General features: G+C 66.2%; 22 protein-coding genes. 15 read left to right on the plus strand and 7 right to left on the minus strand.

All coding sequences use genetic code 11. The annotated features are described in order from the left end of the window. Window positions 1-6 precede the first annotated feature (6 nt). The 6 genes from ACT6QU_RS09845 (at window position 7) to ftsH (ending at window position 7,576) form a co-directional block, all read left to right on the plus strand. The gene (locus tag ACT6QU_RS09845; protein ID WP_444836747.1) at window positions 7-1,065 is read left to right on the plus strand and encodes a hypothetical protein; all 1,059 of its coding nucleotides are present in this window, start codon (window positions 7-9) and stop codon (window positions 1,063-1,065) included. A 39-nt stretch (window positions 1,066-1,104) separates the two neighbouring features. Beyond that, window positions 1,105-2,421: a Tol-Pal system beta propeller repeat protein TolB gene (gene tolB / locus ACT6QU_RS09850; protein ID WP_444836746.1), complete on the plus strand. Its 1,317-nt coding sequence runs from the start codon at window positions 1,105-1,107 to the stop codon at window positions 2,419-2,421. Between the two features lie 207 nt (window positions 2,422-2,628). After that, window positions 2,629-3,147 carry a peptidoglycan-associated lipoprotein Pal gene (gene pal, locus ACT6QU_RS09855; RefSeq protein ID WP_024587225.1) on the plus strand — a complete coding sequence of 173 codons (519 nt, stop codon included), beginning with the start codon at window positions 2,629-2,631 and terminating at the stop codon, window positions 3,145-3,147. A 168-nt stretch (window positions 3,148-3,315) separates the two neighbouring features. Next, window positions 3,316-4,224 carry a tol-pal system protein YbgF gene (gene ybgF / locus ACT6QU_RS09860; protein ID WP_024587226.1) on the plus strand — a complete coding sequence of 303 codons (909 nt, stop codon included), beginning with the start codon at window positions 3,316-3,318 and terminating at the stop codon, window positions 4,222-4,224. A gap of 13 nt (window positions 4,225-4,237) precedes the next feature. Continuing rightward, window positions 4,238-5,533: a tRNA lysidine(34) synthetase TilS gene (tilS, locus tag ACT6QU_RS09865; protein WP_444836745.1), complete on the plus strand. Its 1,296-nt coding sequence runs from the start codon at window positions 4,238-4,240 to the stop codon at window positions 5,531-5,533. Between the two features lie 108 nt (window positions 5,534-5,641). Continuing rightward, a complete protein-coding gene (ftsH, locus tag ACT6QU_RS09870) occupies window positions 5,642-7,576 on the plus strand; it encodes an ATP-dependent zinc metalloprotease FtsH (protein ID WP_444836744.1) in 1,935 nt (644 codons plus the stop codon). Window positions 7,577-7,719: 143 nt separating this feature from the next. Here ftsH and ACT6QU_RS09875 read toward each other — a convergent pair whose 3' ends face one another. Beyond that, window positions 7,720-8,430: an aspartate/glutamate racemase family protein gene (locus ACT6QU_RS09875; protein WP_444836743.1), complete on the minus strand. Its 711-nt coding sequence runs from the start codon at window positions 8,428-8,430 to the stop codon at window positions 7,720-7,722. A 76-nt stretch (window positions 8,431-8,506) separates the two neighbouring features. Here ACT6QU_RS09875 and ACT6QU_RS09880 point away from each other — a divergent pair, with 76 nt between their 5' ends. The 5 genes from ACT6QU_RS09880 to ACT6QU_RS09900 all read left to right on the plus strand — a co-directional run bounded on the left by ACT6QU_RS09880 (window position 8,507) and on the right by ACT6QU_RS09900 (window position 13,666). Next, the gene (locus ACT6QU_RS09880; protein ID WP_444836742.1) at window positions 8,507-9,781 is read left to right on the plus strand and encodes an NAD(P)/FAD-dependent oxidoreductase; all 1,275 of its coding nucleotides are present in this window, start codon (window positions 8,507-8,509) and stop codon (window positions 9,779-9,781) included. Window positions 9,782-9,838: 57 nt separating this feature from the next. Continuing rightward, window positions 9,839-10,813, plus strand: coding sequence for a TRAP transporter substrate-binding protein (locus tag ACT6QU_RS09885; protein ID WP_444836741.1), 975 nt, complete (start codon window positions 9,839-9,841; stop codon window positions 10,811-10,813). A gap of 69 nt (window positions 10,814-10,882) precedes the next feature. Next, window positions 10,883-11,416 carry a TRAP transporter small permease gene (locus ACT6QU_RS09890; RefSeq protein ID WP_444836740.1) on the plus strand — a complete coding sequence of 178 codons (534 nt, stop codon included), beginning with the start codon at window positions 10,883-10,885 and terminating at the stop codon, window positions 11,414-11,416. 4 nt (window positions 11,417-11,420) lie between these two features. Continuing rightward, window positions 11,421-12,746, plus strand: coding sequence for a TRAP transporter large permease (locus ACT6QU_RS09895; RefSeq protein WP_444836739.1), 1,326 nt, complete (start codon window positions 11,421-11,423; stop codon window positions 12,744-12,746). Then, on the plus strand, window positions 12,743-13,666 hold the full coding sequence (locus ACT6QU_RS09900; protein ID WP_444836738.1) for a hypothetical protein: 924 nt from the start codon (window positions 12,743-12,745) through the stop codon (window positions 13,664-13,666). The genes ACT6QU_RS09895 and ACT6QU_RS09900 overlap by 4 nt, the downstream gene beginning before the upstream one ends. 108 nt (window positions 13,667-13,774) lie before the next feature. Here the strand turns inward: ACT6QU_RS09900 and ACT6QU_RS09905 are convergent, their stop codons facing one another. Together ACT6QU_RS09905 and ACT6QU_RS09910 are read right to left on the minus strand one after the other, a co-directional pair. Continuing rightward, window positions 13,775-14,134, minus strand: a complete 360-nt coding sequence (locus ACT6QU_RS09905; protein ID WP_444836873.1) for an IS1 family transposase — start codon at window positions 14,132-14,134, stop codon at window positions 13,775-13,777. Next, on the minus strand, window positions 14,131-14,481 hold the full coding sequence (locus ACT6QU_RS09910) for an IS1/IS1595 family N-terminal zinc-binding domain-containing protein (RefSeq protein WP_444836874.1): 351 nt from the start codon (window positions 14,479-14,481) through the stop codon (window positions 14,131-14,133). The genes ACT6QU_RS09905 and ACT6QU_RS09910 overlap by 4 nt, the downstream gene beginning before the upstream one ends. 353 nt (window positions 14,482-14,834) lie before the next feature. Between ACT6QU_RS09910 and yddG the strand changes: the two genes are divergently transcribed. Both yddG and ACT6QU_RS09920 read left to right on the plus strand, forming a co-directional pair. After that, window positions 14,835-15,710, plus strand: coding sequence for an aromatic amino acid exporter YddG (gene yddG, locus ACT6QU_RS09915; protein ID WP_444565953.1), 876 nt, complete (start codon window positions 14,835-14,837; stop codon window positions 15,708-15,710). Then, window positions 15,710-16,381: a lysoplasmalogenase gene (locus ACT6QU_RS09920; RefSeq protein WP_444565954.1), complete on the plus strand. Its 672-nt coding sequence runs from the start codon at window positions 15,710-15,712 to the stop codon at window positions 16,379-16,381. Before yddG ends, ACT6QU_RS09920 begins: the two co-directional genes overlap by 1 nt. Before the next feature lie 64 nt (window positions 16,382-16,445). Here the strand turns inward: ACT6QU_RS09920 and gloB are convergent, their stop codons facing one another. Continuing rightward, window positions 16,446-17,213 (minus strand): hydroxyacylglutathione hydrolase, encoded by a 768-nt coding sequence (gene gloB / locus ACT6QU_RS09925; protein WP_444565955.1) that lies wholly within the window; start codon window positions 17,211-17,213, stop codon window positions 16,446-16,448. 78 nt (window positions 17,214-17,291) lie between these two features. On the opposite strand from gloB, the gene ACT6QU_RS09930 reads away from it, so the two are divergent. Next, window positions 17,292-18,062, plus strand: coding sequence for a class I SAM-dependent methyltransferase (locus tag ACT6QU_RS09930; protein WP_444565956.1), 771 nt, complete (start codon window positions 17,292-17,294; stop codon window positions 18,060-18,062). 253 nt (window positions 18,063-18,315) lie between these two features. Here ACT6QU_RS09930 and edd read toward each other — a convergent pair whose 3' ends face one another. The 3 genes from edd to zwf are packed head-to-tail and all read right to left on the minus strand — an operon-like array spanning window position 18,316 to window position 22,345. Continuing rightward, window positions 18,316-20,130, minus strand: coding sequence for a phosphogluconate dehydratase (gene edd, locus ACT6QU_RS09935; RefSeq protein ID WP_444565957.1), 1,815 nt, complete (start codon window positions 20,128-20,130; stop codon window positions 18,316-18,318). A 14-nt stretch (window positions 20,131-20,144) separates the two neighbouring features. Then, complete coding sequence (gene pgl, locus ACT6QU_RS09940) at window positions 20,145-20,876, minus strand: 6-phosphogluconolactonase (RefSeq protein WP_444565958.1); 732 nt, start codon at window positions 20,874-20,876, stop codon at window positions 20,145-20,147. Next, the gene (gene zwf / locus ACT6QU_RS09945) at window positions 20,876-22,345 is read right to left on the minus strand and encodes a glucose-6-phosphate dehydrogenase (protein WP_444565959.1); all 1,470 of its coding nucleotides are present in this window, start codon (window positions 22,343-22,345) and stop codon (window positions 20,876-20,878) included. The genes pgl and zwf overlap by 1 nt, the downstream gene beginning before the upstream one ends. 157 nt (window positions 22,346-22,502) lie before the next feature. On the opposite strand from zwf, the gene ACT6QU_RS09950 reads away from it, so the two are divergent. Further along, window positions 22,503-23,630: a beta-ketoacyl-ACP synthase III gene (locus tag ACT6QU_RS09950; protein ID WP_444565960.1), complete on the plus strand. Its 1,128-nt coding sequence runs from the start codon at window positions 22,503-22,505 to the stop codon at window positions 23,628-23,630. Window positions 23,631-23,831: the final 201 nt, after the last annotated feature.

Raw genomic sequence — 23,831 nt, forward strand, 5'->3', positions numbered from 1 at the left:
AAAGCGATGAAGGCCGGCCTCACAACATCTGTGGCCATGCATGTGGTGCTCATCGGGGCAGGCCTTGTCAGCCTGTCCTCGCCGCGCCCGCTCGAAAGCTCGAACTTCGAATCCTTCCCGGTCGAGATGGTGCCGCTCGCCGAAATCTCGCAGAGCGTGCAGGGCGAGCGCACCGCACCGGTCTCCGAGACGCCGGCGCCCGAGCCGACCACCGAGGAAGCAGCGGTCGACAACGCGCAGAACATCGGCAACAACCAGGTCGACCTGCCCAATTCCGCGACCGTGCCCGGCAATCGCCCGGTCGATACCGCATCCGCTCCGCCGCCGGTCGAGGAGCCGCCCGCACCCGAACCCGTTCAGGAACCGGCCCCGGCGCCCGAGCCCGAACCGACGCCGCCCCCACCGCCACAGGAAGCCGAAGCCGAGCCTGAACCCGCACCCGTCGAGGAAGCGACTCCGGAACCCGCCGAGGAACCGGCCATCGCCGAGGAACAGCCGCGCGAACTCGTCCAGTTGCCGGCGAGCGCCCCGCGCCCGCAGGTCCGCCCCCAGCCGCAGCAACAGCAGGCGACGCGTCCAGAGCCGCAGCGCGAGCCCGAACGCCCCGCGCAGCAGCCCCAACAGGCGCAGCAGTCCAGCGAGGAAAGCCAGTTCAACGAAGACGAGATCGCCGCGCTCCTCAACCGCGACCAGGCGCAGGGCGGCGGTGCCCAGCGATCGAGCGAACAGGCCTCGCTCGGCGGCCGCCAGACGACGGGCGCCGTGCTGTCGCAGAGCGAGATCGATTCGTTGCGCAGCCAGGTCTCCCGCTGCTGGAACCCGCCGGTCGGCGCCGCCGAAGCCGAGAACATGGTCGTTTCGATCCGCCTGAAGCTCGACCCCTCGGGCGCGCTCGACGGCAATCCCGAAATCGTGTCCGGCGGCGGTTCGTCCATGGCCGAGCGCGCGGCCGCCGACGCTGCCCGCCGCGCCGTCATGCGCTGCGCCCCCTTCAATGCACCGGCCGACAAATATGAAGCCTGGGCCGACGTCCAGTTCAACTTCGACCCGAGCCAGATGTTCTGACCCCACCCGGCATGAAGACCGGACAATGAGGCGAAACCGATGATGACATTCCTCAAGACCTGCCTGGCCATCGGCGCGCTCGCGCTCGGCGGCGCGCTCGTCGCCACCATGCCCGCCCGCGCGCAGCTTCAGATCGACGTCACGCAGGGCGTGGTCGAGCCGATGCCGATCGCCGTCACCGACTTCCTGTCGAGCGACAATGTCGGCGCCGAGATCACCGGCGTCATCGAGGCCAATCTGCGCCGCTCTGGCCTCTTCGCCCCGATTTCCAAGAGCGCCTTCATCGAGCGCATTTCCAATCCCGACGTCGCGCCGCGCTTCAACGACTGGACCGTCATCAACGCGCAGGCGCTCGTCACGGGCCGCGTCACGCAGGAGGCCGATGGTCGTCTGCGCGCCGAATACCGCCTCTGGGACACGTTTTCGGGCCAGCAGGTCGTCGGCGAACAGTATTTCGCCAACCGCCAGAACTGGCGCCGCATCGCCCATATCATCTCGGATTCGATCTACCAGAACCTGACCGGCGAGAGCGGCTATTTCGACACCCGCATCGTCTATGTCGACGAGTCCGGGCCGAAGAACCAGCGCGTCAAGCGCCTCGCCATCATGGACCAGGACGGCGCCAACCAGCGCACGCTGACCGATGGCGGCGCCATCGTCCTGACGCCGCGTTTCTCGCCGACGCGCCAGGAAATCACCTACATGTCCTATGAGGGCGGCACGCCGCAGGTCTATCTGCTGCAGATCGAGACCGGCCAGCGCGAACTCGTCGGCAATTTCCCCGGCATGACCTTCGCCCCGCGCTTTTCGCCCGATGGCCAGCGCATCGTGATGAGCTTGTTGCGCGAGGACGGCAACTCCAACATCTACATGATGGATCTGCGCTCGCGCACGACGACGCGCCTGACAAATTCCAACGCCATCGATACCTCGCCGACCTATTCGCCGGACGGCGCGCGGGTCGCCTTCACGTCGGATCGCGGTGGTCGCCCGCACATCTACACGATGGGCGCGGACGGCTCGAACCCGACGCGAATCTCGTTTGGCGACGGCTCCTATTCGACCCCCGTCTGGTCCCCGCGCGGCGATCTCATCGCCTTCACCAAGCAGAGCGCCGGCCAGTTCCAGATCGGCGTCATGCGCACCGACGGCTCCGGCGAACGCATTCTTTCGACCGGCCACCTGCAGGAAGGACCGACCTGGGCGCCGAACGGCCGAGTCATCATGTTCTTCCGTGAAGCCTCCGGTTCGGCCGGCCCGACGCTGCACTCGATCGACCTGACCGGTCGCAACGAACAGCGCATCGCGACGCCGAATTTCGGCTCCGACCCCGCCTGGTCGCCGCTTCTCGAATAGTGCGGCCCGCGCGCAACACATGCGCCGCGCTTTGGCCCCAATTGGCCCTAGCGTCGGCCACGGACAAAAGCGGGGGCGAATCAACGCAAGCCGTCCGCCACGCGATCATCGAAGCGAACTCGTAACCCTGCCTGTTGAGGGTCCGTTAACCCCAATGTGGTTACTGGATATTCAACGAAACCCATTTAGTGCGAAGGAGAGGCGGCCATGCGCCGTATCGCAGCCATCACCCGTAGCCCCCTGATCGTCGCATTCGTTGCCGGCCTCGCGCTCGCAGGTTGCGCCAGCAAGCAGACCCCCAACAACGCCGCCGACCTTGGCCTGAGCGGCGGTGCCGGTTCGGGCATCGCGGCGACGCCTGGCTCCAGCCAGGACTTCACCGTCAATGTCGGCGACCGCATCTTCTTCGATACGGATTCGACCGTCATCCGCGCCGACGCCCAGCAGACGCTCGCCCGCCAGGCACAGTGGCTGAACCAGTACGGCAATTACGGCATCACCGTCGAAGGCCATGCCGACGAACGCGGAACGCGCGAATACAACCTCGCGCTCTCGGCCCGCCGCGCCGCCGCCACCCGCGACTATCTCGTCAGCCAGGGCGTCGCCGCCAACCGCGTGCGCACGATCTCCTACGGCAAGGAACGTCCGGTCGCCGTTTGCGACAACATCTCCTGCTGGTCGCAGAACCGCCGCGCGGTCACCCTGCTTGACGGCGCCGGAAGCTGATCCTTTTCGGCAACACTTCCATGAAACAATCCAAGGCGGCCCCCGGGCCGCCTTTCTTATTGCAGCCGAAAACAAAATTTGGCCGAACTCCGGCGCGCTGGTAGAAGCGAAATGCGGACGCGGCGCCCGGTCGCGCCCCCTCACCGTCATCGTCAAGCGAGAGGCATGATGAAATTTGCAACCCTACTGAGCGGTGCGCTCGCCCTGCCGCTTCTGTTCGCCGCCCCGGCGATGGCCCAGACGTCGGACCAGCGCGTCCTTGCCATGGAAGATCAGCTTCGCCAGTTGAACGGCCTCGTCGAGGAACTGAACTTCCAGGTCCTCCAGATGCAGGACCAGTTGCGGCGAATGCAGGAAGACAACGAATTCCGCTTTCAGGAACTCGAAGGCGGCGGATCGTCCGGTGGCAGTTCGGGGTCGAGCGGCGCTTCGTCCAACGATCAGGGCAACAATGCCCTGACGCCGCCCGCGACCACCGACACGGCGGACGCCGAATCCCACGGCACGATCCAGCCGCCGGTCGCCGGCGGCTCGAGCGAGAATCTCGGCGCGCCGCCACGCGAACTGGGCTCGATCACCTTCGACGCGCAGGGCAATCCGGTCGGCGCGGGCGTCGCCCAGCCCGTCGCCCCGCAGCCGGGCATCGCCGGAGCGCCCTCCGACGGCACCACCGTCGCGGCGCTGCCTGCCGCAGGTGACGCCGGCCAGCTCTATCGAAATTCCTACGAGTTCATCCTGTCGGGCGACTACGCGACGGCGGAAGCCGGCTTTCGCGACATGATCGCGCGCTATCCCGAGAACGAGCAGATTCCCGACGCCCAGTTCTGGCTCGGCGAAGCCCTCCTCGGACAGGAAAAGTACCGCGACGCGGCCGAGACCTTCCTCGCCGCCAGCCGCGACCACCCGCAGTCGCGCCGCGCCCCCGAAATGCTCTTCAAGCTCGGCGTCTCGCTTGCAGCGCTCAACCAGCGCGAAGTTGCCTGCGCCACCTTCAACGAAGTCGGCCAACGCTATCCGCAGATGTCAGAGGCGCTGAAAGAGCGCGTCGAGCAGGAAAAACAGCTCACCTCCTGCTGACCGGCTGGCCTTCATGCCGCTCGACCCGGACGCGCTTTTCGCGCCCCTCGATCTGGACGACAGGCACACGGTCCTGATCGCCATCTCCGGCGGCAGCGATTCCACCGCCCTTCTCCATCTTTTCAAATCCTTCGCAGATCGTCACGCGCCCGCGCTTCGCATCGTGGCAGCGACCGTCGACCATGGCCTGCGCGCAGCCTCAGCCGGCGAAGCGCAATCGGTCGCGCAGCTCTGCGCAAAGATCGGGGTCGACCACGTCACCCTACGCTGGCAGGGCGAAAAGCCCGCGACCGGCATCCAGGCCGCCGCCCGCCTTGCCCGCTATCGGCTCTTGGACGAGGCAGCACAAAAGGCCGGCGCCGACATCGTCCTCCTCGGCCACACCGCCGACGACCAGTCCGAAACGGTCGCAATGCGCCACGCGCGGGGTTCGGCAGGCGAAAACCGCCGCGGCGACGCCGGCATGGCGCCTGCCGTCCTCTACGCCGACCGCACATGGTTCGTCCGCCCGCTTCTGGGCACGTCCCGCGAAGATCTGCGCGATCATCTCCGGGCCGTCGGCCTCGGCTGGATCGACGATCCGACCAACCGCGACCCCAGATTCGAGCGCGTGCGAACGCGCGAAACCCGCCCGGAAGCGATGCCCGATCCCGCCGCGCGACTTGCCGACGGCATCCGCGCAGCCGCGCTGATCGCCACGCACGTTACCCGTCCCTCGCCCGGCCTCATCCGCCTCGATCCTCAGTTCCTCGAGCATGAAGGCGGCGTCACGGCGCTGCGCCTCATGCTCGCCGTCACGGGCGGCACCGACCACCTTGTCGACGCAGCCCGCTCGGAACGCCTGATCGCCGCGCTCGGAGAACGAAAGGCGCGCGCCACATTGTCGCGCGCGGTCGTCGACAAGCGCCACGGCGCCATCTGGCTCCACCGCGAACATCGCGACCTTCCCGCGCCCGGCCGGCCCGGCATCGGCGCGATCTGGGACGGCCGATTTCGCGTCGTCACGCCGATCGCCGACGCCCAAACGATCGCCATCACGGGTGCCGCCGCCCGCGAAATGGACACCACCGTTCCGCCTGGCGCCAGCCAAGCCCTTGTTCTGGCTGCACTCATGGCCGAACCGGCCGTCTGGCAAGGCGAAGTCTTTCAAGGCTCCGCCGCGCCGTCGCCGCTGGGCCCCGTCCTCGCCACCTGGCGCCTTTTCCTGCCCTCGTTCGACCTTGCCCCCGCGGCAGCCCTTCGCCGCCTCTTCGGCCTCCCGGCGCTGCCGCCATCGCCTTGGCGCGACCACATTTTCCGCCGACCTTAACCTCGCTCGCGAGCGACGCTTGGCAAGGGTTCGTGAGCTTCCTATGTTAGCGCGAAGCTCTTGGCTTGGCACTTTGCCCGCGACCTGCGGGCATGAACGGGATGGACGATGAATCCGAATTATCGCAACCTCGCGCTCTGGGCGGTGATCGCCGTCCTTCTGATCGCGCTTTTCAATCTGTTCCAGGCGCCCCAGCAGCGCGGCGCCGCGCGCGAGGTGCCCTATTCGGAATTCATCCAGGAAGTCGATAGCGGCCGCGTCCAGTCGGTGACCATCACCGGCAACCGCATCACCGGCACCTATGGCGACTCCTCGCAAGGTTTCCAGACCTACGCGCCGAACGAGGCCAATCTCGTCCAGCGCCTCGAAGAGCGCGGCGTGACCATCAACGCCCGTCCCGAGGCCGACGGCTCGAATTCGATCTTCGGCTATCTCCTGTCCTGGCTGCCGATGATCCTGATCCTCGGCGTCTGGATCTTCTTCATGCGCCAGATGCAGTCCGGCTCTGGCCGGGCGATGGGCTTCGGCAAGTCCAAGGCCAAGCTTTTGACCGAGGCGCATGGCCGCGTCACCTTCGCGGATGTTGCCGGCGTCGACGAAGCCAAGCAGGACCTCGAGGAAATCGTCGAGTTCCTGCGCGATCCGCAGAAATTCCAGCGCCTCGGCGGCAAGATCCCGCGCGGCGTGCTGCTCGTCGGCCCCCCCGGCACCGGCAAGACGCTCACCGCGCGTGCCGTCGCGGGTGAAGCGAACGTGCCCTTCTTCACAATCTCCGGTTCCGACTTCGTCGAGATGTTCGTCGGCGTCGGCGCATCCCGCGTGCGCGACATGTTCGAGCAGGCCAAGAAGAACGCACCCTGCATCATCTTCATCGACGAAATCGACGCCGTCGGCCGTCATCGCGGCGCCGGCCTCGGCGGCGGCAATGACGAGCGCGAGCAGACGCTGAACCAGCTTCTCGTCGAGATGGACGGCTTCGAGGCCAATGAAGGCGTCATCCTGATCGCCGCGACCAACCGCCCCGACGTTCTCGATCCCGCGCTCCTGCGCCCCGGCCGCTTCGACCGTCAGGTCGTCGTTCCCAACCCGGATGTCTCCGGCCGTGAGAAGATTCTCAAGGTCCACGTCCGCAACGTGCCGCTTGCGCCGAATGTCGACCTCAAGGTCCTCGCACGCGGCACCCCCGGCTTTTCGGGCGCCGATCTCGCCAACCTCGTCAACGAGAGCGCCCTGATGGCCGCACGGCGCAACAAGCGCCTCGTGACCATGCAGGAGTTCGAGGACGCCAAGGACAAGATCATGATGGGCGCGGAGCGCCGCTCCAATGCCATGACGCAGGCCGAGAAGGAGCTGACCGCCTATCACGAGGCCGGCCACGCCATCACTGCCCTGCACGTCCCCTCGTCCGATCCGCTTCACAAGGCGACCATCATTCCGCGGGGCCGCGCGCTCGGCATGGTCATGCAGTTGCCCGAGGGCGACCGCTATTCCATGAGCTACAAATACATGGTCTCGCGCCTCATCATCATGATGGGCGGGCGCGTCGCCGAGGAGATCAAGTTCGGCAAGGAGAACATCACCTCCGGCGCTTCCTCCGACATCGACCAGGCGACCAAGCTCGCCCGCGCGATGGTCACGCGCTGGGGCTTCTCCGACAAGCTCGGCCAGGTCGCCTACGGCGAAAATCAGGAAGAGGTCTTCCTCGGCCACTCCGTCGCGCGCACGCAGAACATCTCCGAGGAAACCTCGCAGATCATCGACGCCGAAGTGCGTCGGCTGATCGACGAGGCCTATACCGAGGCTCGCCGCATCCTGACCGACCATCGCGATGGCTGGCTCGCCATCGCCGAAGGCCTGCTCGAATACGAGACGCTGTCGGGCGACGAAATCCGCCAGTTGATCAAGGGCGAGAAGCCGGCCCGCGACATGGGCGACGACACCCCGCCGACGCGCGGCTCGACCGTGCCCAAGGCCGGCGGTCGCAAGGAAGACAAGAAGGGCGGCGAGGAGCCCGGCGGTCTGGAGCCGCAGCCTCAGGGGTGAGAGCCCGGTTTCGCGAAGCGAAAGCCATGATGCCAGTGGCATCATGGCAGGGCTCGAACGCCGGGGAGTTGGCGTAGTCAACGGGCCCCCGGCATGGCCGAGTTCATCTGAAGGCCGGGCGCGATGCCCGGCCTTTTTGCTTCTCAGAATACCCTTGGCGCCAGCCCGGACTGGAACCACGTCACGAAACTGGCGATCGAGAAAACCGGCAATCCGGTCGCGGCACGAGTGTCGGCCGAATAGGGCACCATGTTCGTGCATTCGAGCACGATCGCGCCGAGGTCCGGATTGTCCGCTTGAAGCTGCAGCGCCGCCGCGACATTGTCGGCCCGCGCAGCCTCCACGTCGAGCGTCATCTCGTTACCGAGGATCGCCCGGGTGAATTCACGTCCGCCTTCGGTCGAGCCCACCGGCGTCCCCGCCGGCACGCCGGCCTTCTCCAGATGCAGCGGCGTCAGCGTCGAACTCGAAATCGTCAGGATGCCCGCCCGCCTGCCCTTCGGCAAAAGCCTGTTGACCTGCGCGACCTGCATCAGCGCAGACGTCGCGACCGGCACGCCGACCGCATCCGCCAGTTCCTCCTGGAACAGCGACAGGAACCCGCAATTGGTGGTTATGCCGTCGACCCCGTCGGCAACGAGCTCGCGCGCGGCCGCGATGAAATCGTCGAGCAGCCCTTCCGCGTTCCGCCGCACCACCCGCTCCGGCGAAGCGCCGCGCACGATCTTGTAGCGCACCGGAAACGGCCATGAGAGTGCATTGCCCATGTCGCCGACGATCCGCGGAAACCGGGCCTCCAGCATCAATATCCCGACCGCCGCCCCGTAGATCGCCTTGCCGCCCGTCGCGTGCATGTCACGTCTCCATTCGATGCCTTTCCTTTGCCACGCCGGTGGAAATGTCGCCAGACGGCTTGACCCGAAGGAAGGCTTGGGTCGCTATCCGCACATGGAAAAAACCTCGAACGAAAAGCCGATCGCGATCGTCGGCGCGGGCATCGTCGGCGTATCGACCGCCATCTGGCTTCAGCGCGCCGGCCATCACGTCATCCTCGTCGACCGCGCCGGGCCGGGCGAAGGCACGAGCTACGGCAATGGCGGCGTGCTGGCCTCGGCCGCCATCGTACCGGTCACCGTTCCCGGCCTCTTGAAGAAGGCGCCGGGGATGCTCTTCAGTCCCGACCAGCCGCTTTTTCTCAAATGGTCTTACCTGCCGCGCCTTGCCCCCTGGCTGCGACGCTATCTCTCCCACGCCACCGCTGACGAGGCCCGTCGCATCGCCGCCGCCCTGCACCCGATCATCGGCGACAGCCTCGCCGACCACCAGGCGCTTGCTGCCGGCACCGACGCCGCGAAGTGGCTGGTCCCATCCGACTACGTGTTCCTCTACGGCGACCGCGCAGCCTTCGCCGCCGACGCCTTCGGCTGGTCGATCCGCCGCGACCACGGTTTTGAATGGGATGAACTGGAAGGCCCTACCCTGCGCGCCTACGACCCCGTCTTCTCGCCCGCCAACGGCTTCGGCATCCGCCTGAAGGACCATGGCCGCATCGCCGATCCCGGCCGCTACGTGAAGGACCTCGCCGCCCATGCCGAGGCGAACGGCGCAGAGATCATCAAGGCGAGTGTCGATGATTTCGTCATCGAAAACGGCCGCGTCACCGGCCTGCGCGCCGGCGGCGAGACGATCGCCTGTTCCGGCGTCGTGCTGACGACCGGCGTCTGGTCGAAGGCGCTCGCCGCGAAACTCGGCGTCAACGTGCCGCTCGAAAGCGAGCGCGGCTATCATCTGGAATTGTGGGAACCGAGCGCCATGCCGCGCTCGCCGGCGATGATCGCGGCAGCGAAATTCGTCGTCACGCCGATGGAGAACCGCTTGCGCCTTGCCGGCATCGTCGAGTTCGGCGGCCTCGACGCCCCGCCCTCGCGCGCGCCCTTCGACCTCCTGATGCGCAACATCCGCGCGGCGATCCCCGACCTGACGTGGAAGGAGACGAAGGAATGGATGGGCCACCGCCCGGCCCCTTCGGATTCGATTCCGCTGATCGGAGCGGCGCCGAAGGTCGCCGGCGCATGGCTCGGCTTCGGCCATCATCATGTCGGCCTGACGGGCGGTCCGAAGACCGGTCGTTTGCTGGCGCAGCTTATTTCTGGCGCCAAGCCGAATATTGACCTTGCGCCCTACGCGCCCGCGCGCTTTGATTGAAGCTTGAAGTTTCTCGTCAGAAGAACAGCCCCAAGGGCAACAGGAAGAGGGTCGAAAATGAAGAAAATTGCATCCGTGCTGGCCTCGACGGCCATCGTCTCGATGGCATCGAGCGCCGCTTTCGCCGAAAAATGGGACATGCCGCTCGCCTATCCGGTGACCAATTTCCATTCCGAGAACGCTGCCGTCTTCGCGCAATGCGTCACCGACGCCACCGGCGGCGAACTCGAGATCGTCACCCATCCGAACGGCGCGCTCTTTGCCGGCAATGACATCAAGCGCGCGATCCAGACCGGCCAGGCGCCGATCGGCGAACGCCTGATCTCGGCCCACGCCAACGAGAACCCGCTCTTCGGCGTCGATTCCATTCCCTTCCTCGCCACCTCCTTCGACGATTCCCACAAGCTGTGGGACGCGGCCACCGAGGAAATGACCAAGGTTCTCGACGAGCAGAACCTCGTCTACCTCTACGCCGTCGCCTGGCCGCCCCAGGGTCTCTACGCCAAGAAGGAAATCAATTCGGCGGCCGACCTTCAGGGCGTCAAGTTCCGCGCCTACAACGCCGCGACCGCCCGCATCGCCGAACTCGCCGGCATGGCGCCGGTGCAGATCGAGGCGGCCGAACTCAGCCAGGCCCTGTCGACCGGCGTCGTTGAAAGCTTCGTGTCGTCCGGCTCGACCGGCGTCGATTCCAAGGCCTGGGAAAACCTGACACACTTCTACGACGTGCAGGCATGGCTGCCGCGCAATGTCGTGTTCGCCAACAAGGATGCCGTCGAGGCGCTGGACGAGGAAAGCCGCAACGCGCTCATGACCTGCGCGAGCGAAGCCGGCGAGACCGGCAACGCGAAGGCCGAGGAACTGACGGCCGGCTATCTGAAGACGCTCGAGGAGAACGGCATGACCGTCGCCGAGCCGTCGGACGAACTGCGCGCCGAACTCGCAGCCTTCGGCGAGACGATGACGACCGAATGGGTGGAAAGCGCCGGCGAAGCCGGGGCGACCATCGTCGAAACCTACCGCGCCGAATAAGCGCCCAACCGAACGAGGACCCGGCGGCACGCCGGGTCCTTCTCTTTTTCCGGCAAAGCGGAGCAGGACATGAATGGCGCGGGGCGCGTGATACGCCGGTCGCTCGATGCGATCTATGACGGTGCCGGCTTCCTCGCCGCCCTTTGCCTCGTCGCGATCCTGATCGTGATCATGGTGCAGGTCGCGGCGCGCTGGGCCGGCATCTCGGTCCATGGCCCGGCGGAATATGCCGGCTACCTGATGGCCGCCGCATCCTTCCTCGCCTTCGCCCACACGCTGAACCGCGGTGCCCATATCCGCGTCGGCCTGCTGATCAACGCCCTCGGCGAGCGTCGCTTCTGGGGCGAACTTTGGTGCCTCCTCGTCGCCTCCGCCGCGGGCATATTCCTCGCCTGGTATGCCTGCAAGGCCGTCTACTGGTCGTGGCGGCTGGGCGACATCAGCCAAGCGCAGGACGCGACGCCGCTGTGGATCGTCCAGACGCCGGTCGCGGTCGGCGCGATCATCCTCGCCATCTGCTTCGTCGACAATCTGGCGACACTCCTTCTGACCGGCCGCGACAACATCAGCGCCGGCATCGAAGAACAGAGCAGGGCGGAATAGGCCGATGGAACCCTTTTACGCGATCGGCATCTTTCTCTTCGTCCTCTTCCTCCTGCTCGGCTCGGGCGTCTGGATCGGCCTTGCGCTGCTCGGCGTCGCCTATGTCGGCATGGAGATGTTCACCATGCGCCCGACCGGCGATGCGATGATGACCGCCGTCTGGCGTTCGGCCTCCTCCTGGACGCTGACCGCCCTGCCGATGTTCATCTGGATGGGCGAGATCCTCTTTCGCACCCGCCTGTCGGAAGACATGTTCAAGGGCCTTGCGCCGTGGATGGCGCGCCTGCCCGGCGGACTGATGCACACCAATATTGCTGGCTGCGCCGTGTTCGCCGCCGTGTCCGGCTCATCTGCCGCCACGCTGACCACCGTCGGCAAGATGACCATTCCGGAATTGCGCAAGCGGCAATATCCCGAGCGAATGGTCATCGGCACGCTCGCCGGCGCCGCCACGCTCGGCCTGATGATCCCGCCCTCGCTGACCCTCATCGTCTATGGCGTCTCGATCAACGAATCGATTACCTCGCTCTTCATCGCCGGTATCATCCCGGGCCTCGTCCTCGCCGGCCTCTTCATGCTCTATGTCGTCGGCGTCTCGCAGATCTCGAAGACCTACACGCCCGTCCCCGAGCCAAAGATCAGCTTCGGTGAGAAGCTGAAGCGCTCGCGCTTCCTCGTTCCCGTTTTGCTCCTGATCCTGCTCGTCATCGGCTCGATGTATACCGGCCTCGCCACCGCGACCGAGGCCGCCGCCATCGGCGTCGTCGGCGCGCTGGTGCTTGCCGCCGCGCAGCGCTCGCTCACCTGGTCCGTCTTCGTGGAAAGTCTGATGGGCGCAACGCGCACCTCCGCGATGATCGCGCTGATCCTCGCCGGCGCCGCCTTCCTGACGCTCGCCATGGGTTTCACCGGCCTGCCGCGCGGCCTCGCCGCCTTCATCGGATCGATGGAACTGACACAGTTCCAGCTCATCATGGTGCTGATGGTGTTCTACATCATCCTCGGCTGCTTCCTCGACGGCATCTCCATCGTGGTGCTGACGATCGCCATCGTCGAGCCGATGGTGCGCCAGGCCGGCATCGACCTGATCTGGTTCGGCATCTTCATCGTCGTGGTTGTCGAGATGGCGCAGATCACGCCGCCCATCGGCTTCAACCTCTTCGTGCTGCAGGGCATGACCGGCCACCCGATGAGCTACATCGCGCGTGCCGCGCTGCCGATGTTCCTGATCATGTTCGGCATGATCCTGCTTCTGGTCGCCTTCCCCGAGCTTGCGACCTGGCTTCCCGAACAGGTTCGCCCGGTTCGGGGCGTCACGCCGGCGGCATGATCCTGCTGCGGTTCGCCGCGCTTCACGGCCGGGCGATCCTCATCGCCGGGCTGGTCGCCGGCATCGCCCTGCCCGGCCTCGCCTTCGCGATGCGGCCGTGGATACCCGAACTCGTCGCTGCCATGCTGTTCGTCGCGGCCCTTCGCATCGGCCCCCGCGCGGCCTTCGGTGCCGCCCGCGACTTCGGTGCGGCGGTCGGCATCGCCGGGCTCTATCAGGTCGTGTTCCCGCTTGTCGCCATCATGGTCTTCATGGCCTTCGGCTGGAGCGGCGTCTTCGCCACCGCCATCATCCTCATGCTCGCCGCCTCGCCGATCTCCGGCAGCCCGAACATCACGCTGATGACCGGCAACGACCCCGCGCCGGCGCTGCGCCAGCTCGTCGTCGGTACGGCGCTCCTGCCCTTGACCGTCATCCCCGTCTTCTGGCTGACGCCCGATCTCGGCAATCTGGCGGATGTATTCGCCGCCGCCGCCCGGCTTCTCGCATTGATCCTCGCCGCGACCGGCCTTGGCTTCGCCCTCCGCGCCACAATCCTGCGCGCTCCCGCGCCCGAAACGCTGGTCGCGATAGATGGCGCGTCGGCCGTCCTGATGGGCGTCGTGGTGATCGGTCTGATGTCTGCGGTGGGCCCGGCGATCTTCGACGACCCGGCCGCACTGGCGCTGGCGCTCGTCGTCGTCTTCGCGGCGAATTTCGGCCTCCAGATCGCAGCCGCCATCGCCCTGCGCGCGACCCACCGCCGCCACCTCGCCGCCCCGCTCGGCATCGTCGCCGGCAATCGCAACATCGCGCTCTTCATCGCAGCCCTGCCGGCGACGGTGACCGACCCGCTACTGCTCTTCATCGGCTGCTACCAGATCCCGATGTACCTGACGCCGATCCTGCTCGGGCGGTTTTATCGGGAGACGGCAGCCTGATCGGCAAGCGCCCCCTCCGGCCTTTCGGGCCACCTCCCCCGCTTCGCAGGGGAGAATCTACGTCGCAGCCGGCCGCGCCCTCAGTTCCTCCCCCGTGCACGGGGCTGTTCAACTCGGACTCTGAAGTCGCTTTCTGGCGAGGAAGATGTCGAGGGTGATTTCGAGCATGTTCTGGGACTTGGAAGCGCGCTTGGTTCGTCGGTTGAAGCGCGCGATATTGTCTCGGAAGGAGGCGTTCGAGGACTCGATGAGGTGGGTCTGCGCCTTGGTCTGCTGGTGCGGTTCACTCGCCCCGATGCGCTCGAAGGCGAGACGGTAGCAGGAGTTGGCATCGGTGAAGATGGCGCTGATCTGACCGACGGCCGCCTTGGCCAGCTTGTAGATGGCGATGGCGCTGTGCACGCCCGTGTCACCGATATGATAGGCGACGACCCGCCGGTGCTGGCGGTTGTAGGCCGTCCAGATCACCGCACGGCGGGCTTTTTTTGGACGTAGGTGTAGATCTCGTCCATCTCGATCACATCCGCCTTGCCGGTATCGGTCGATAAAGCCTGGGCCAGCTTGGGCTGCATGGCCGCATGCTCCTTGCGAATCCAGTTCAGCACCGCAGCGGGCGATGCACCGAGCACCCGGCCGATCGCCCGGATGCCCATGCTGTTCATATACATCTCGATCGCCATCGCCTTGGTCTGGGCTGAGAACTTGGGCTGGCTGTCCGTGCTGTAGCGCCCACAGGCACGACACTGGTAACGCTGACGGCCAGCCTTCCTGCCGCGCTTGATCAAGTCAGTCCCATCACATCCAGAACACCGCATTCCATCCCTCCAAGGCAAATCACCCAGAAAGAAGAATCCGAAACGCGCTCCGTGTAAACAGTGCCCCCTTTGAGGGGGGTCCGAAGGACGGGCGAGACAAGTGGCTCGCCCCGGAACGGTGGCGCGCGAAGCGCGACGGAGTGGGGGTCTTCATCGCCGCCTGAACTTTTGAGCGGGAGAGGTGGCTCAAAGGGCCGGAGTGGGGGTCTGCGCAACAGAACCGCCCAAGCATGGACCCCTGTGCTCGTCACAGTGGTCCATGCCTCGACGGTCCCGCTGCCGCAACCTGACAAACGCCCTCACTTGCACCCACACCCCACCCGCGCTACGCCACCACCAAACGGGAACACACCATGGCGCGGGCAACGGCAATCGGCTTCACGGCGGTCATCATGTGGGCGCTGCTTGCGCTCTTCACCGCTGCGTCCGGCAATGTCCCACCCTTCCTGCTCTCCGGCCTCACCTTCACCATAGGCACGCTCGTCGGCCTCGCAATGCGCATCGTCGCGCCGCCGCGCGAACGGGTGAGCATCCCGCCCATCGTCTGGCTCGTCGGCATCGGTGGGCTGTTCGGCTACCACTTCTTCTACTTCACCGCCCTGCGCAACGCACCGGCCGTCGAGGCGAGCCTCATCGCCTATCTCTGGCCGCTGCTGATCGTGCTCGGCTCGGCGCTGATGCCCGGCGAACGCCTCGGCTGGCACCATGTCGCCGGCGCGCTGATGGGGCTTGCCGGCACGTTCCTGATCGTCACCAATGGCGGCAATCTCGCCTTCGACGCGACCTATGCCTTCGGCTATGCGATGGCCGCAATCTGCGCCGTCTTCTGGGCCGGCTATTCGCTTTTGTCGCGCCGTTTCGCGGCCGTGCCGACCTCCATGGTCACATGGTTTTGCCTCGCCACCGCGCTCCTCTCCTTCGCCTGCCATGTCGCGCTCGAAGAGACGATCTGGCCGCAAGGGACAGGGCAATGGCTCGCCGTCCTCGGCCTCGGCCTGATGCCGGTCGGCGCGGCGTTCTACACCTGGGACCATGGCGTCAAGCACGGCAACATCCAGGTGCTCGGCGCGGCGAGCTATGCCGCGCCGCTCTTGTCCACGCTGGTGCTGATCGCCGCCGGCGCGGCCGCCGCCACCACGCACATCCTCGCCGCCTGCCTGCTGATCACGGCCGGCGCCGCACTGGCAGCGAAGAACATGTTCTCCCGCCGCCGCACGGTCGAAGCCTGATGCTGCCCTTTCCGGGAGGCCTCGAGAGCCAGTCCAACGGCGCGCTCATCCTCGCGATCCTCGCCGCGATCATCTACCTCTACGCCCGCAACCTGCCGGTCTCGTGGCGGCGCAGCGCGGTCAAGACCCTCCCGCTCGCCGCGCTCGCCTGGCTGAGCTTCATCGAAGGCGGACCGTCGCTCCTCACCGCCGCTTTGGCCTTGAGTGCACTCGGCGATTTGGCGCTCGCGCAGGAAGACGACGACCGCTTCTTCCTCGCCGGCCTCGGCGCGTTTCTCGCGGCGCATGTCGCCTATGTCGCGCTGTTCGCGACCGGCAGCGCGGGCCTTGCGATCCTCCTCTCCGAGCCGTGGCGCCTCGCCGCCGCACTCGCAATCTGCGCCTTCGGCACCGTCATGCTGACGCGACTCTGGCCCGCCCTCGAAACCGCCATGCGCCCGGCCGTCCTCGCCTACATGCTCGCCATCGTCGCCATGGGCGTCGCCGCCTTCACCACGCAGTCGCCTGCCGTGATGGTCGGCGCCGTGCTCTTCATCGCCTCCGACGCCATCCTCGCCACCGAACGCTTCCTGCTCGCGCCCGACGCGCCGCACCGCACCGTCACCGGCCCGGCCATCTGGATCACCTACATCGCCGCGCAGATCGCGATCGTGCTCGGCGTGCTCGCTTAGCGGGGCCGAAATCCTCCCCCGTTCACAGGGGAGGTGGCGCGAAGCGACGGAGGGGGCGCCCGCCTTACGAAACGTCCTTCCGCTTTCGCATCTCCGCAAACACCTCCGCATCGCTCGCCGTCTCCATTCCCAGCCCCTTGCGGATCGCAGGGTCGTGCGGGCGCAGGAACGGGTTGGTCGAGAGTTCCTCTCCGATCGTCGTTGGCAGCGTCGGCTTGCCCTGCGCGCGCAGCGCCTCGATCTTCGCCACCCGCGCTTTCAGCGCCGGGTTGGTCGGATCGATGGTCATCGCGAAGCGGGCATTGGAGAGCGTATATTCATGGCCGCAATAGACTCGCGTCTCAGCGGGCAGGGCGGCCAGCTTGTTGAGCGATGCGTGCATCGTCGCCGCCGACCCTTCGAACAGCCGCCCGCAGCCAAGCGCGAACAGGGTGTCGGCGGTGAACGCAACGCCGGACTTTTCGAAGACGTAGGAGACATGCCCCGCCGTATGCCCCGGCGTCTCGATCACTCGCACGCGCTCCTCCCCGAAAGAGAGGTCGGAGCCTTCCTCGACCGCCTCGTCGATGCCCGGTATCTTCGCCGCTTCCGCCTTCGGGCCGATAATCTTCAGCTTGAACCGCGCCTTCAACGCCTGGTTGGCCTCGACATGGTCGGGATGGTGATGCGTCACGAAAAGGACGCTCGGCGTCCAGCCCGTCCGCTCGATCGCCTCGAGGATCGGCCCCTCCTCAGGCGCGTCGATCAGCCCGACCGTCCCCGTCGCCTCGTCGCGGATCAGGATACCGAAATTGTCGGTGCGGCACATGAATTGCTCGACTTGCAGTCCCATGAAGATCGTTCCTTTCCTGTTGGGGGAACGATAAGGCCGCGCATTTGCAATGTCACTTCCGGCAGTTACCTTGTCGCCATGAGAAACGACATCGTCGACCTGCGCGCCTTCTATGCCACCATGCTCGGCAAGCTCGCCGAGCGGTCGATTGCCATGGGCATCTCGTCGGTCTGGGCGAATCTGAGCCGCGAGCGCCTCGTCGGCCTCGGCTACGCGCTGCCCTGGCTGGAGCGGTTCGGCACCGACGCCGACCGCGTCTTCGCCTTCATGCCGGCGCAGCAGGGCTCCGTTCCCTGGCCGGCAGGCAAGCCGTGCACCACCGCGCTGGTCTTCGAGGAGGAACTGCCGCTGCACGATTCCTCCGTCGACCGCATCCTCCTCGTCCATGCGCTCGAACATGCGGAAAACCCGCGCGAGATGCTGGTCGAGATGTGGCGCGTGCTGGCGCCCGGCGGCCGTCTGGTGCTGGTCGTGCCGAACCGACGCGGCGTCTGGGCCCGCATGGAGCACACGCCCTTCGGCACCGGCCGACCGTTCTCGAAGGGGCAGCTATCGAGCCTCCTGCGCGACGCCAACTTCACCCCCGGCCCCTGGTCCGACGCCCTGCATTTCCCGCCGATGGAACGCCGCTTCATGATGCGCCTCTATTCGCTTTTGGAGCGTACCGGCCGCCGGTTCTGGCCCGTCTTCGCCGGCGTACTGGTGGTCGAAGCGCAAAAGCGCGTCTACCAGGGCCTCCCCGTAACCCAGCGCGCCTCGCGCCGCGTGTTCGTGCCGGTGCTTTCGCCGCAAGGTGCGGGAGCGGCAAGGCTGCGGCGGGATGAGGACAGGGACATCTCGGAATTCTGATACGGCCGCGCGAGACTACCCCCATCCTGCATCCCTCCCCACAAGGGGGAGGGAGGTCGCGGGCGCTGTGCTGTATTCGTCAAAGTTGCTCCTCGATTGAAGGATGAGATGCAACGTGGATGCCCTCCCTCCCCCTTGTGGGGAGGGATAAAGGGTGGGGGGTAACGACGCTTCCACGTGGCGCCGAGATCGAGGACACGGCCCCCCCCCCCGCCGATGCAGGGTGGGGGTCTTCTTCAGAGAAAACCTGTCCTCAAAACACCGCCGCGCCCTGATCCGCCCGTCCGGCCACCTGCCGGAAATTCTCGAACAATTCCCGCCCGAGCCCGAACCCGTTCCCAGACAAATTCGGCACGTCCCCCACCCGCGCCGCCAACTCCGCCGCATCCACCTCGACCTGCAGCGCACCGGCCTCGCCATCGACCAGCACGATGTCGCCATCCCTGATCTTTCCGATCGCCCCGCCATCGAGAGCCTCGGGCGTCACGTGGATCGCCGCCGGCACCTTGCCCGATGCACCCGACATGCGCCCGTCGGTGACGAGCGCGACCTTATGGCCGCGGTCCTGCAGAACGCCGAGCACGGTCGTCAGGCGGTGAAGCTCCGGCATCCCGTTCGCCTTCGGCCCCTGGAAGCGCACGACGGCGACGAAATCGCGGTCGAGTTCGCCCGCCTTGAAGGCGGCGTTGAGCGCTTCCTGGCTGTCGAACACCTTCGCCGGCGCCTCGATGACGCGGCGCTCCGGCTTGACGGCGGAGGTCTTGATGATCGCGGCGCCGAGATTGCCCTTCAGCACCTTCAGCCCGCCCGTCGGCTGGAACGCCTTGGGGAAGGGGGCGAGCACCTTGTCGTTGCCGCTGACGGCCGGCGCCGGCTCGCGCGTCACGGTGCCGTCGGCATTCAGCTTCGCCTCGACGGCATAGGGCCGTAGCCCTTCGCCCCAAACGGTCTTCACGTCTTCATGCGCAAGGCCGGCGTCCAGAAGTTCGCGGATGAGGAAGCCAAGCCCGCCCGCAGCGTGGAAACGGTTCACGTCGGCAAGCCCGTTCGGATAGACGCGCGCCAGAAGCGGCACCACGTCGGAAAGCTCCGAAATATCCTGCCATGTCAGCTTGATGCCGGCCGCGGCCGCCATCGCGATCAGATGAATCGTGTGGTTTGTCGACCCGCCCGTCGCGTGCAGCCCGACGACGCCGTTGACGATCGACCGCTCGTCGATCATCCGCCCGACCGGCGTGAATTCGTTTCCGAGCGCGGTGATCGCCAGCGCGCGCTTCGCCGCCTCGCGCGTCAGCGCGTCGCGCAACGGCGTGCCCGGATTGACGAAGGAGGAGCCGGGCGTGTGCAGCCCCATCATCTCCATCAGCATCTGGTTTGAGTTCGCCGTGCCGTAGAAGGTGCAGGTGCCAGGCCCGTGATAGGACTTCGATTCCGCCTCGAGGAGTTCCGCGCGCCCGACCTTGCCTTCGGCATAGAGCTGGCGGATGCGCGCCTTCTCGTCGTTGGGCAAGCCGGTCGTCATCGGCCCGGCCGGCACGAAGATCGCGGGGAGATGGCCGAAGGTGAAGGCCGCGATGGTCAGCCCCGGCACGATCTTGTCGCAGACACCGAGATAGACCGCCGCGTCGAACATGTTGTGCGAAAGGCCCACGGCCGTCGCCATCGCGATCACGTCGCGCGAAAACAGCGACAGTTCCATGCCCGGCTGGCCCTGCGTGACGCCGTCGCACATCGCCGGCACGCCGCCCGCAACCTGAGCGACTCCGCCCGCCTCGCGCGCGGCATCCTTGATCAGTTGCGGATAGGTCTCGAAGGGCTGATGTGCCGAAAGCATGTCGTTGTAGGAGGTGATGATGCCGAGATTGGGCACGACGTCGCCAGCCAGCGCCGCCTTCTCGGACGGCGCGCAGGCGGCAAAACCGTGGGCGAGATTGCCGCACGACAAGGTCGAGCGATGCACCCCGCGCGAGATCTGCGCCTCGACGCGTTCCAGATAGGTTTCCCGCGCGCCCCGCGAGCGCTCGCGGATGCGGTCGGTGACTGCGGCGACGGTCTGGTGGAGGCTCATGATCGCTCGACTTTCTATGGCGCCCAGTAGGTGACGACAGGTGTTTCGGCAGCCGCGAGAACGGCCGCGACGGGAAGCTTCTCGGCGGCCGCGCGCTCCAGCACGCCCCGCTTCTGCGCCCCCTCGATATGTAGGAAAACCGCGCGCGCTTTGCAGATGGCGGCAAGAGACAACGTCAACCGCGCCTCGCCCGCACTCGGCGCATAAACGGGCAACACGACATCCGTGCTTGGCGTTTCCTCGCCCTCCAACGGGGGGAGAGGTGGCTCGGGCGCAGCCCGAGACGGAGCGGGGGGCCTCAACATCTCCGCAATCCCCACCGCGTCCGGAAACAACGAAGCCGTATGCCCATCCGTCCCCATGCCCAGCACCAGCACATCCACCGGCATCAACCTGGAAACCGCTTCACTCGCCAGCCGTGCCGCCTCTTCGACGCTCCCAGCATCGAAATACATCGGCACGAACCGCGCCTCCGCCGCCCGTCCGATCAGCAAATTCTCCCGCACCAGCCTCTCGTTCGAGCGCTCATGCGACGGCGGCACGAACCGCTCGTCGACCAGCGTCACGATCACATTGCTCCAGTCGATCGCCGCCTTCGCCAATTCGCCGAAAAACCGCACCGGCGTCGTTCCGCCCGAAACCGCCAGCACCGCCCGCCCGCGCGCCGCAATCGCCTCCGCCAACCGGCCCGCGACATCCCCCGCCAGCGCCTTCGCCACTGCATCCGAATCGGCAAACTCACGCATCAGATGCTCTCGTGCCACGTCCGCCCATCGCGCTCGATCAGCGCGATGGAGCCCGACGGCCCCCACGTCCCCGACGTATAACCCTGCACGCCCTGCTGGTTTTCGTCCCAGGCTTCGACGATCGGGTCGATCCAGCGCCACGCCGCCTCCACCTCGTCGCGGCGCATGAACAGCGTCTGGTTGCCGCGCACCACGTCCATGATCAGCCGCTCATAGGCGTCGGGATTGCGCACGTCGAAGGCCTGCGCGAAGCTCATGTCGAGCGCGACGTTGCGCAGCCGCATGCCGCCGGGGCCGGGGTCCTTGATCATGATGAACTGCTTGACGCCCTCGTCGGGCTGGAGCCGGATCACGAGCTGGTTGGCGACGACATTGCCGGCGCTTTCCTCGAAGATCGAATGCGGGATGGGCTTGAATTCGATGACGATTTCCGAGACGCGCTCTGCCAGCCGCTTGCCGGTGCGCAGATAAAACGGCACGCCCGCCCAGCGCCAGTTCTCGATCTCCGCCTTGATCGCAACGAAGGTCTCCGTCTCGCTGTCATGGCCGAGCTCGTCGGCATAGGATTTGACCGCGCCACCCGCCGATGCGCCGGCCTTGTACTGTCCGCGCACGGTCAGCTTCGGCGAATCGCTGCCGTTGACGCGTTTGAGCGCACGCAGCACCTTCAGCTTCTCGTCGCGCACCGCATCGGCGTCGAGCGCGGCGGGTGCTTCCATCGCGACGAGGCACAGAAGCTGCAGCATGTGGTTCTGCACCATGTCGCGCAGCGCGCCCGCCTTGTCGTAATAGGAGACACGCCCTTCGAGCCCCACGGCCTCGGCGACGGTGATCTGCACATGGTCGATATGTGCCGAGTTCCACAGCGGCTCGTAGAGCGCATTGGCAAAACGTAGCGCCATCAGGTTCTGCACCGTCTCCTTGCCGAGATAATGATCGATGCGGAAGATCTGCTGCTCGTCGAAGACGCGGCCGATCGCATCGTTCAGCGCCCTGGCAGAGGCGAGGTCGCGCCCGATCGGCTTTTCCACGATGATCCGGCTTGCCGGCGTCACTAAGCCCGCCTTTTCGAGGTTTGCCGCGATGTCGCCGAAAAGCGCCGGCGCGACCGCCAGATAGAAGGCGCGGATGCGGTCCGTCTCGCCCATCGCATCCTTCAGCCGGTCGAAACCATCGCCCGACTTGGCATCGACATGCACATAGGCGATGCGCTTCAGGAAGCGCTCGACCTGCACTTGGTCGATATCCGCTGGTGGCACGTGCTCGGCGATCGCCTTTTTTGCAAACTCACGAAACGCGTCGTCGGAAAGCTCGGAGCGCGAGGCGCCGAAAATGCGTGTCGGCTCGGAAAACTGCCCCGCCTTCTGCCGCTGGTAGAGCGCGGGCAGAAGCTTGCGTTCGGCAAGGTCGCCGGTGCCGCCGAAGACGACGAAATCGAAGGGCTCGACGGGGATGGTCGTGCTGGTCATGCGTTCAAGGCTCGCTGCTGTCGTTCCGTTTCGTATACTCTAATCGATTTAGATTGGCCAGCCCCCGCGCGAAACCTTCCCGCTTTGCCCTTTTCTCATTTTGGCCTATTTGTCAGCCAAATGCAGCACGCAGCCTGCCGCTGGTACGGGAGAAATCATGCACAAGGTCGCCATTACGGGCACGGGCATCTTCACGCCGCAAGAGACCATCACCAATGCCGAACTGGTCGCTTCCTATAACGACTATGCGACGCGGCAGAATGCGGCCTATGCCGGCGAGATCGAGGCAGGTACGCGCGCGGCGATGCCGATGTCGAGCGAGGAATTCATCGTCAAGGCGTCCGGCATCGAGAGCCGCTACGTGATGGACAAGGCGGGCATCCTCGACCCCGAAACCATGCATCCGCGTCTGCCCGAACGCGCCGACGACGACATCTCCATCATGGCCGAGATCGCGCTCGACGCGGCGAAGAAGGCGATGGACCAGGCGGGCCTGACCGCCGCCGACATCGACGCTGTCATCTGCGCCGCCTCCAACCACGAGCGCGCCTATCCGGCGATCGCGATCGAGGTGCAGGAAGCGCTCGGCATCAAGGGCTTCGCCTTCGACATGAACGTCGCCTGTTCGTCGGCCACCTTCGGCATCCAGGCCGCCGCCGACATGATCCGCTCCGGCTCGGCCCGCGCGATCCTGATGGTCAATCCCGAGATCACGTCCGGCCATCAGGAATGGCGCGACCGCGACTGCCACTTCATCTTCGGCGACGTCTGCACCGCCGTCATCCTCCAGCGCCTCGACGACGCGACGTCGACGAACGCCTACGAGATCCTGTCGACCCGCTGTTTGACCGAGTTCTCCAACAACATCCGCAATAATAACGGCTTCCTGCGCCGCACGCGCGAAGGCCACATGGAAGACCGGCGCGACATGCAGTTCCGCCAGGAAGGCCGCAAGGTCTTCAAGCAGGTCGTCCCGATGGTGGCCGAACTGGTGCTCACCCATCTGGCCGACGAAGGCATCGCGCCCGGCGAGCTGTCGCGCCTCTGGCTCCATCAGGCCAACAAGGGCATGAACGACATGATCGGCGCCAAGGTCATGGGCCGCGAGCCGACCCGCGACGAGCAGCCCAATGTCCTCCAGGAGTTCGCCAACACCTCCTCCGCCGGTTCCATCATCGCCTTCTCCCGCCATTCGGCGGACCTGCCGGCCGGCAGCCTCGGCGTCATCTGCTCCTTCGGCGCGGGATATTCTGCGGGCAGTGTGATCGTGCGCAAGGTTGCCTGACAGACCACGGAATGGTTCCCGGATACGGCCCCGACGCTTCGCGCCGCCCCCGTTCCGGGATGACCCCTGCGTCAGCGGTGATGGGCGTCATCCCGGCCGAAGTCCGAGCGAAGCGAGGCTAGAGCCGGCAACTGTATTGTTTCATGCCGCGTATGGTGTTTTCGACCGCAGCATTGCATTGAGCGTGACGAGGATTTTGCG

It is taken from the genome of Aliihoeflea sp., from assembly GCF_052435475.1.
Lineage (GTDB): Bacteria > Pseudomonadota > Alphaproteobacteria > Rhizobiales > Rhizobiaceae > Aliihoeflea.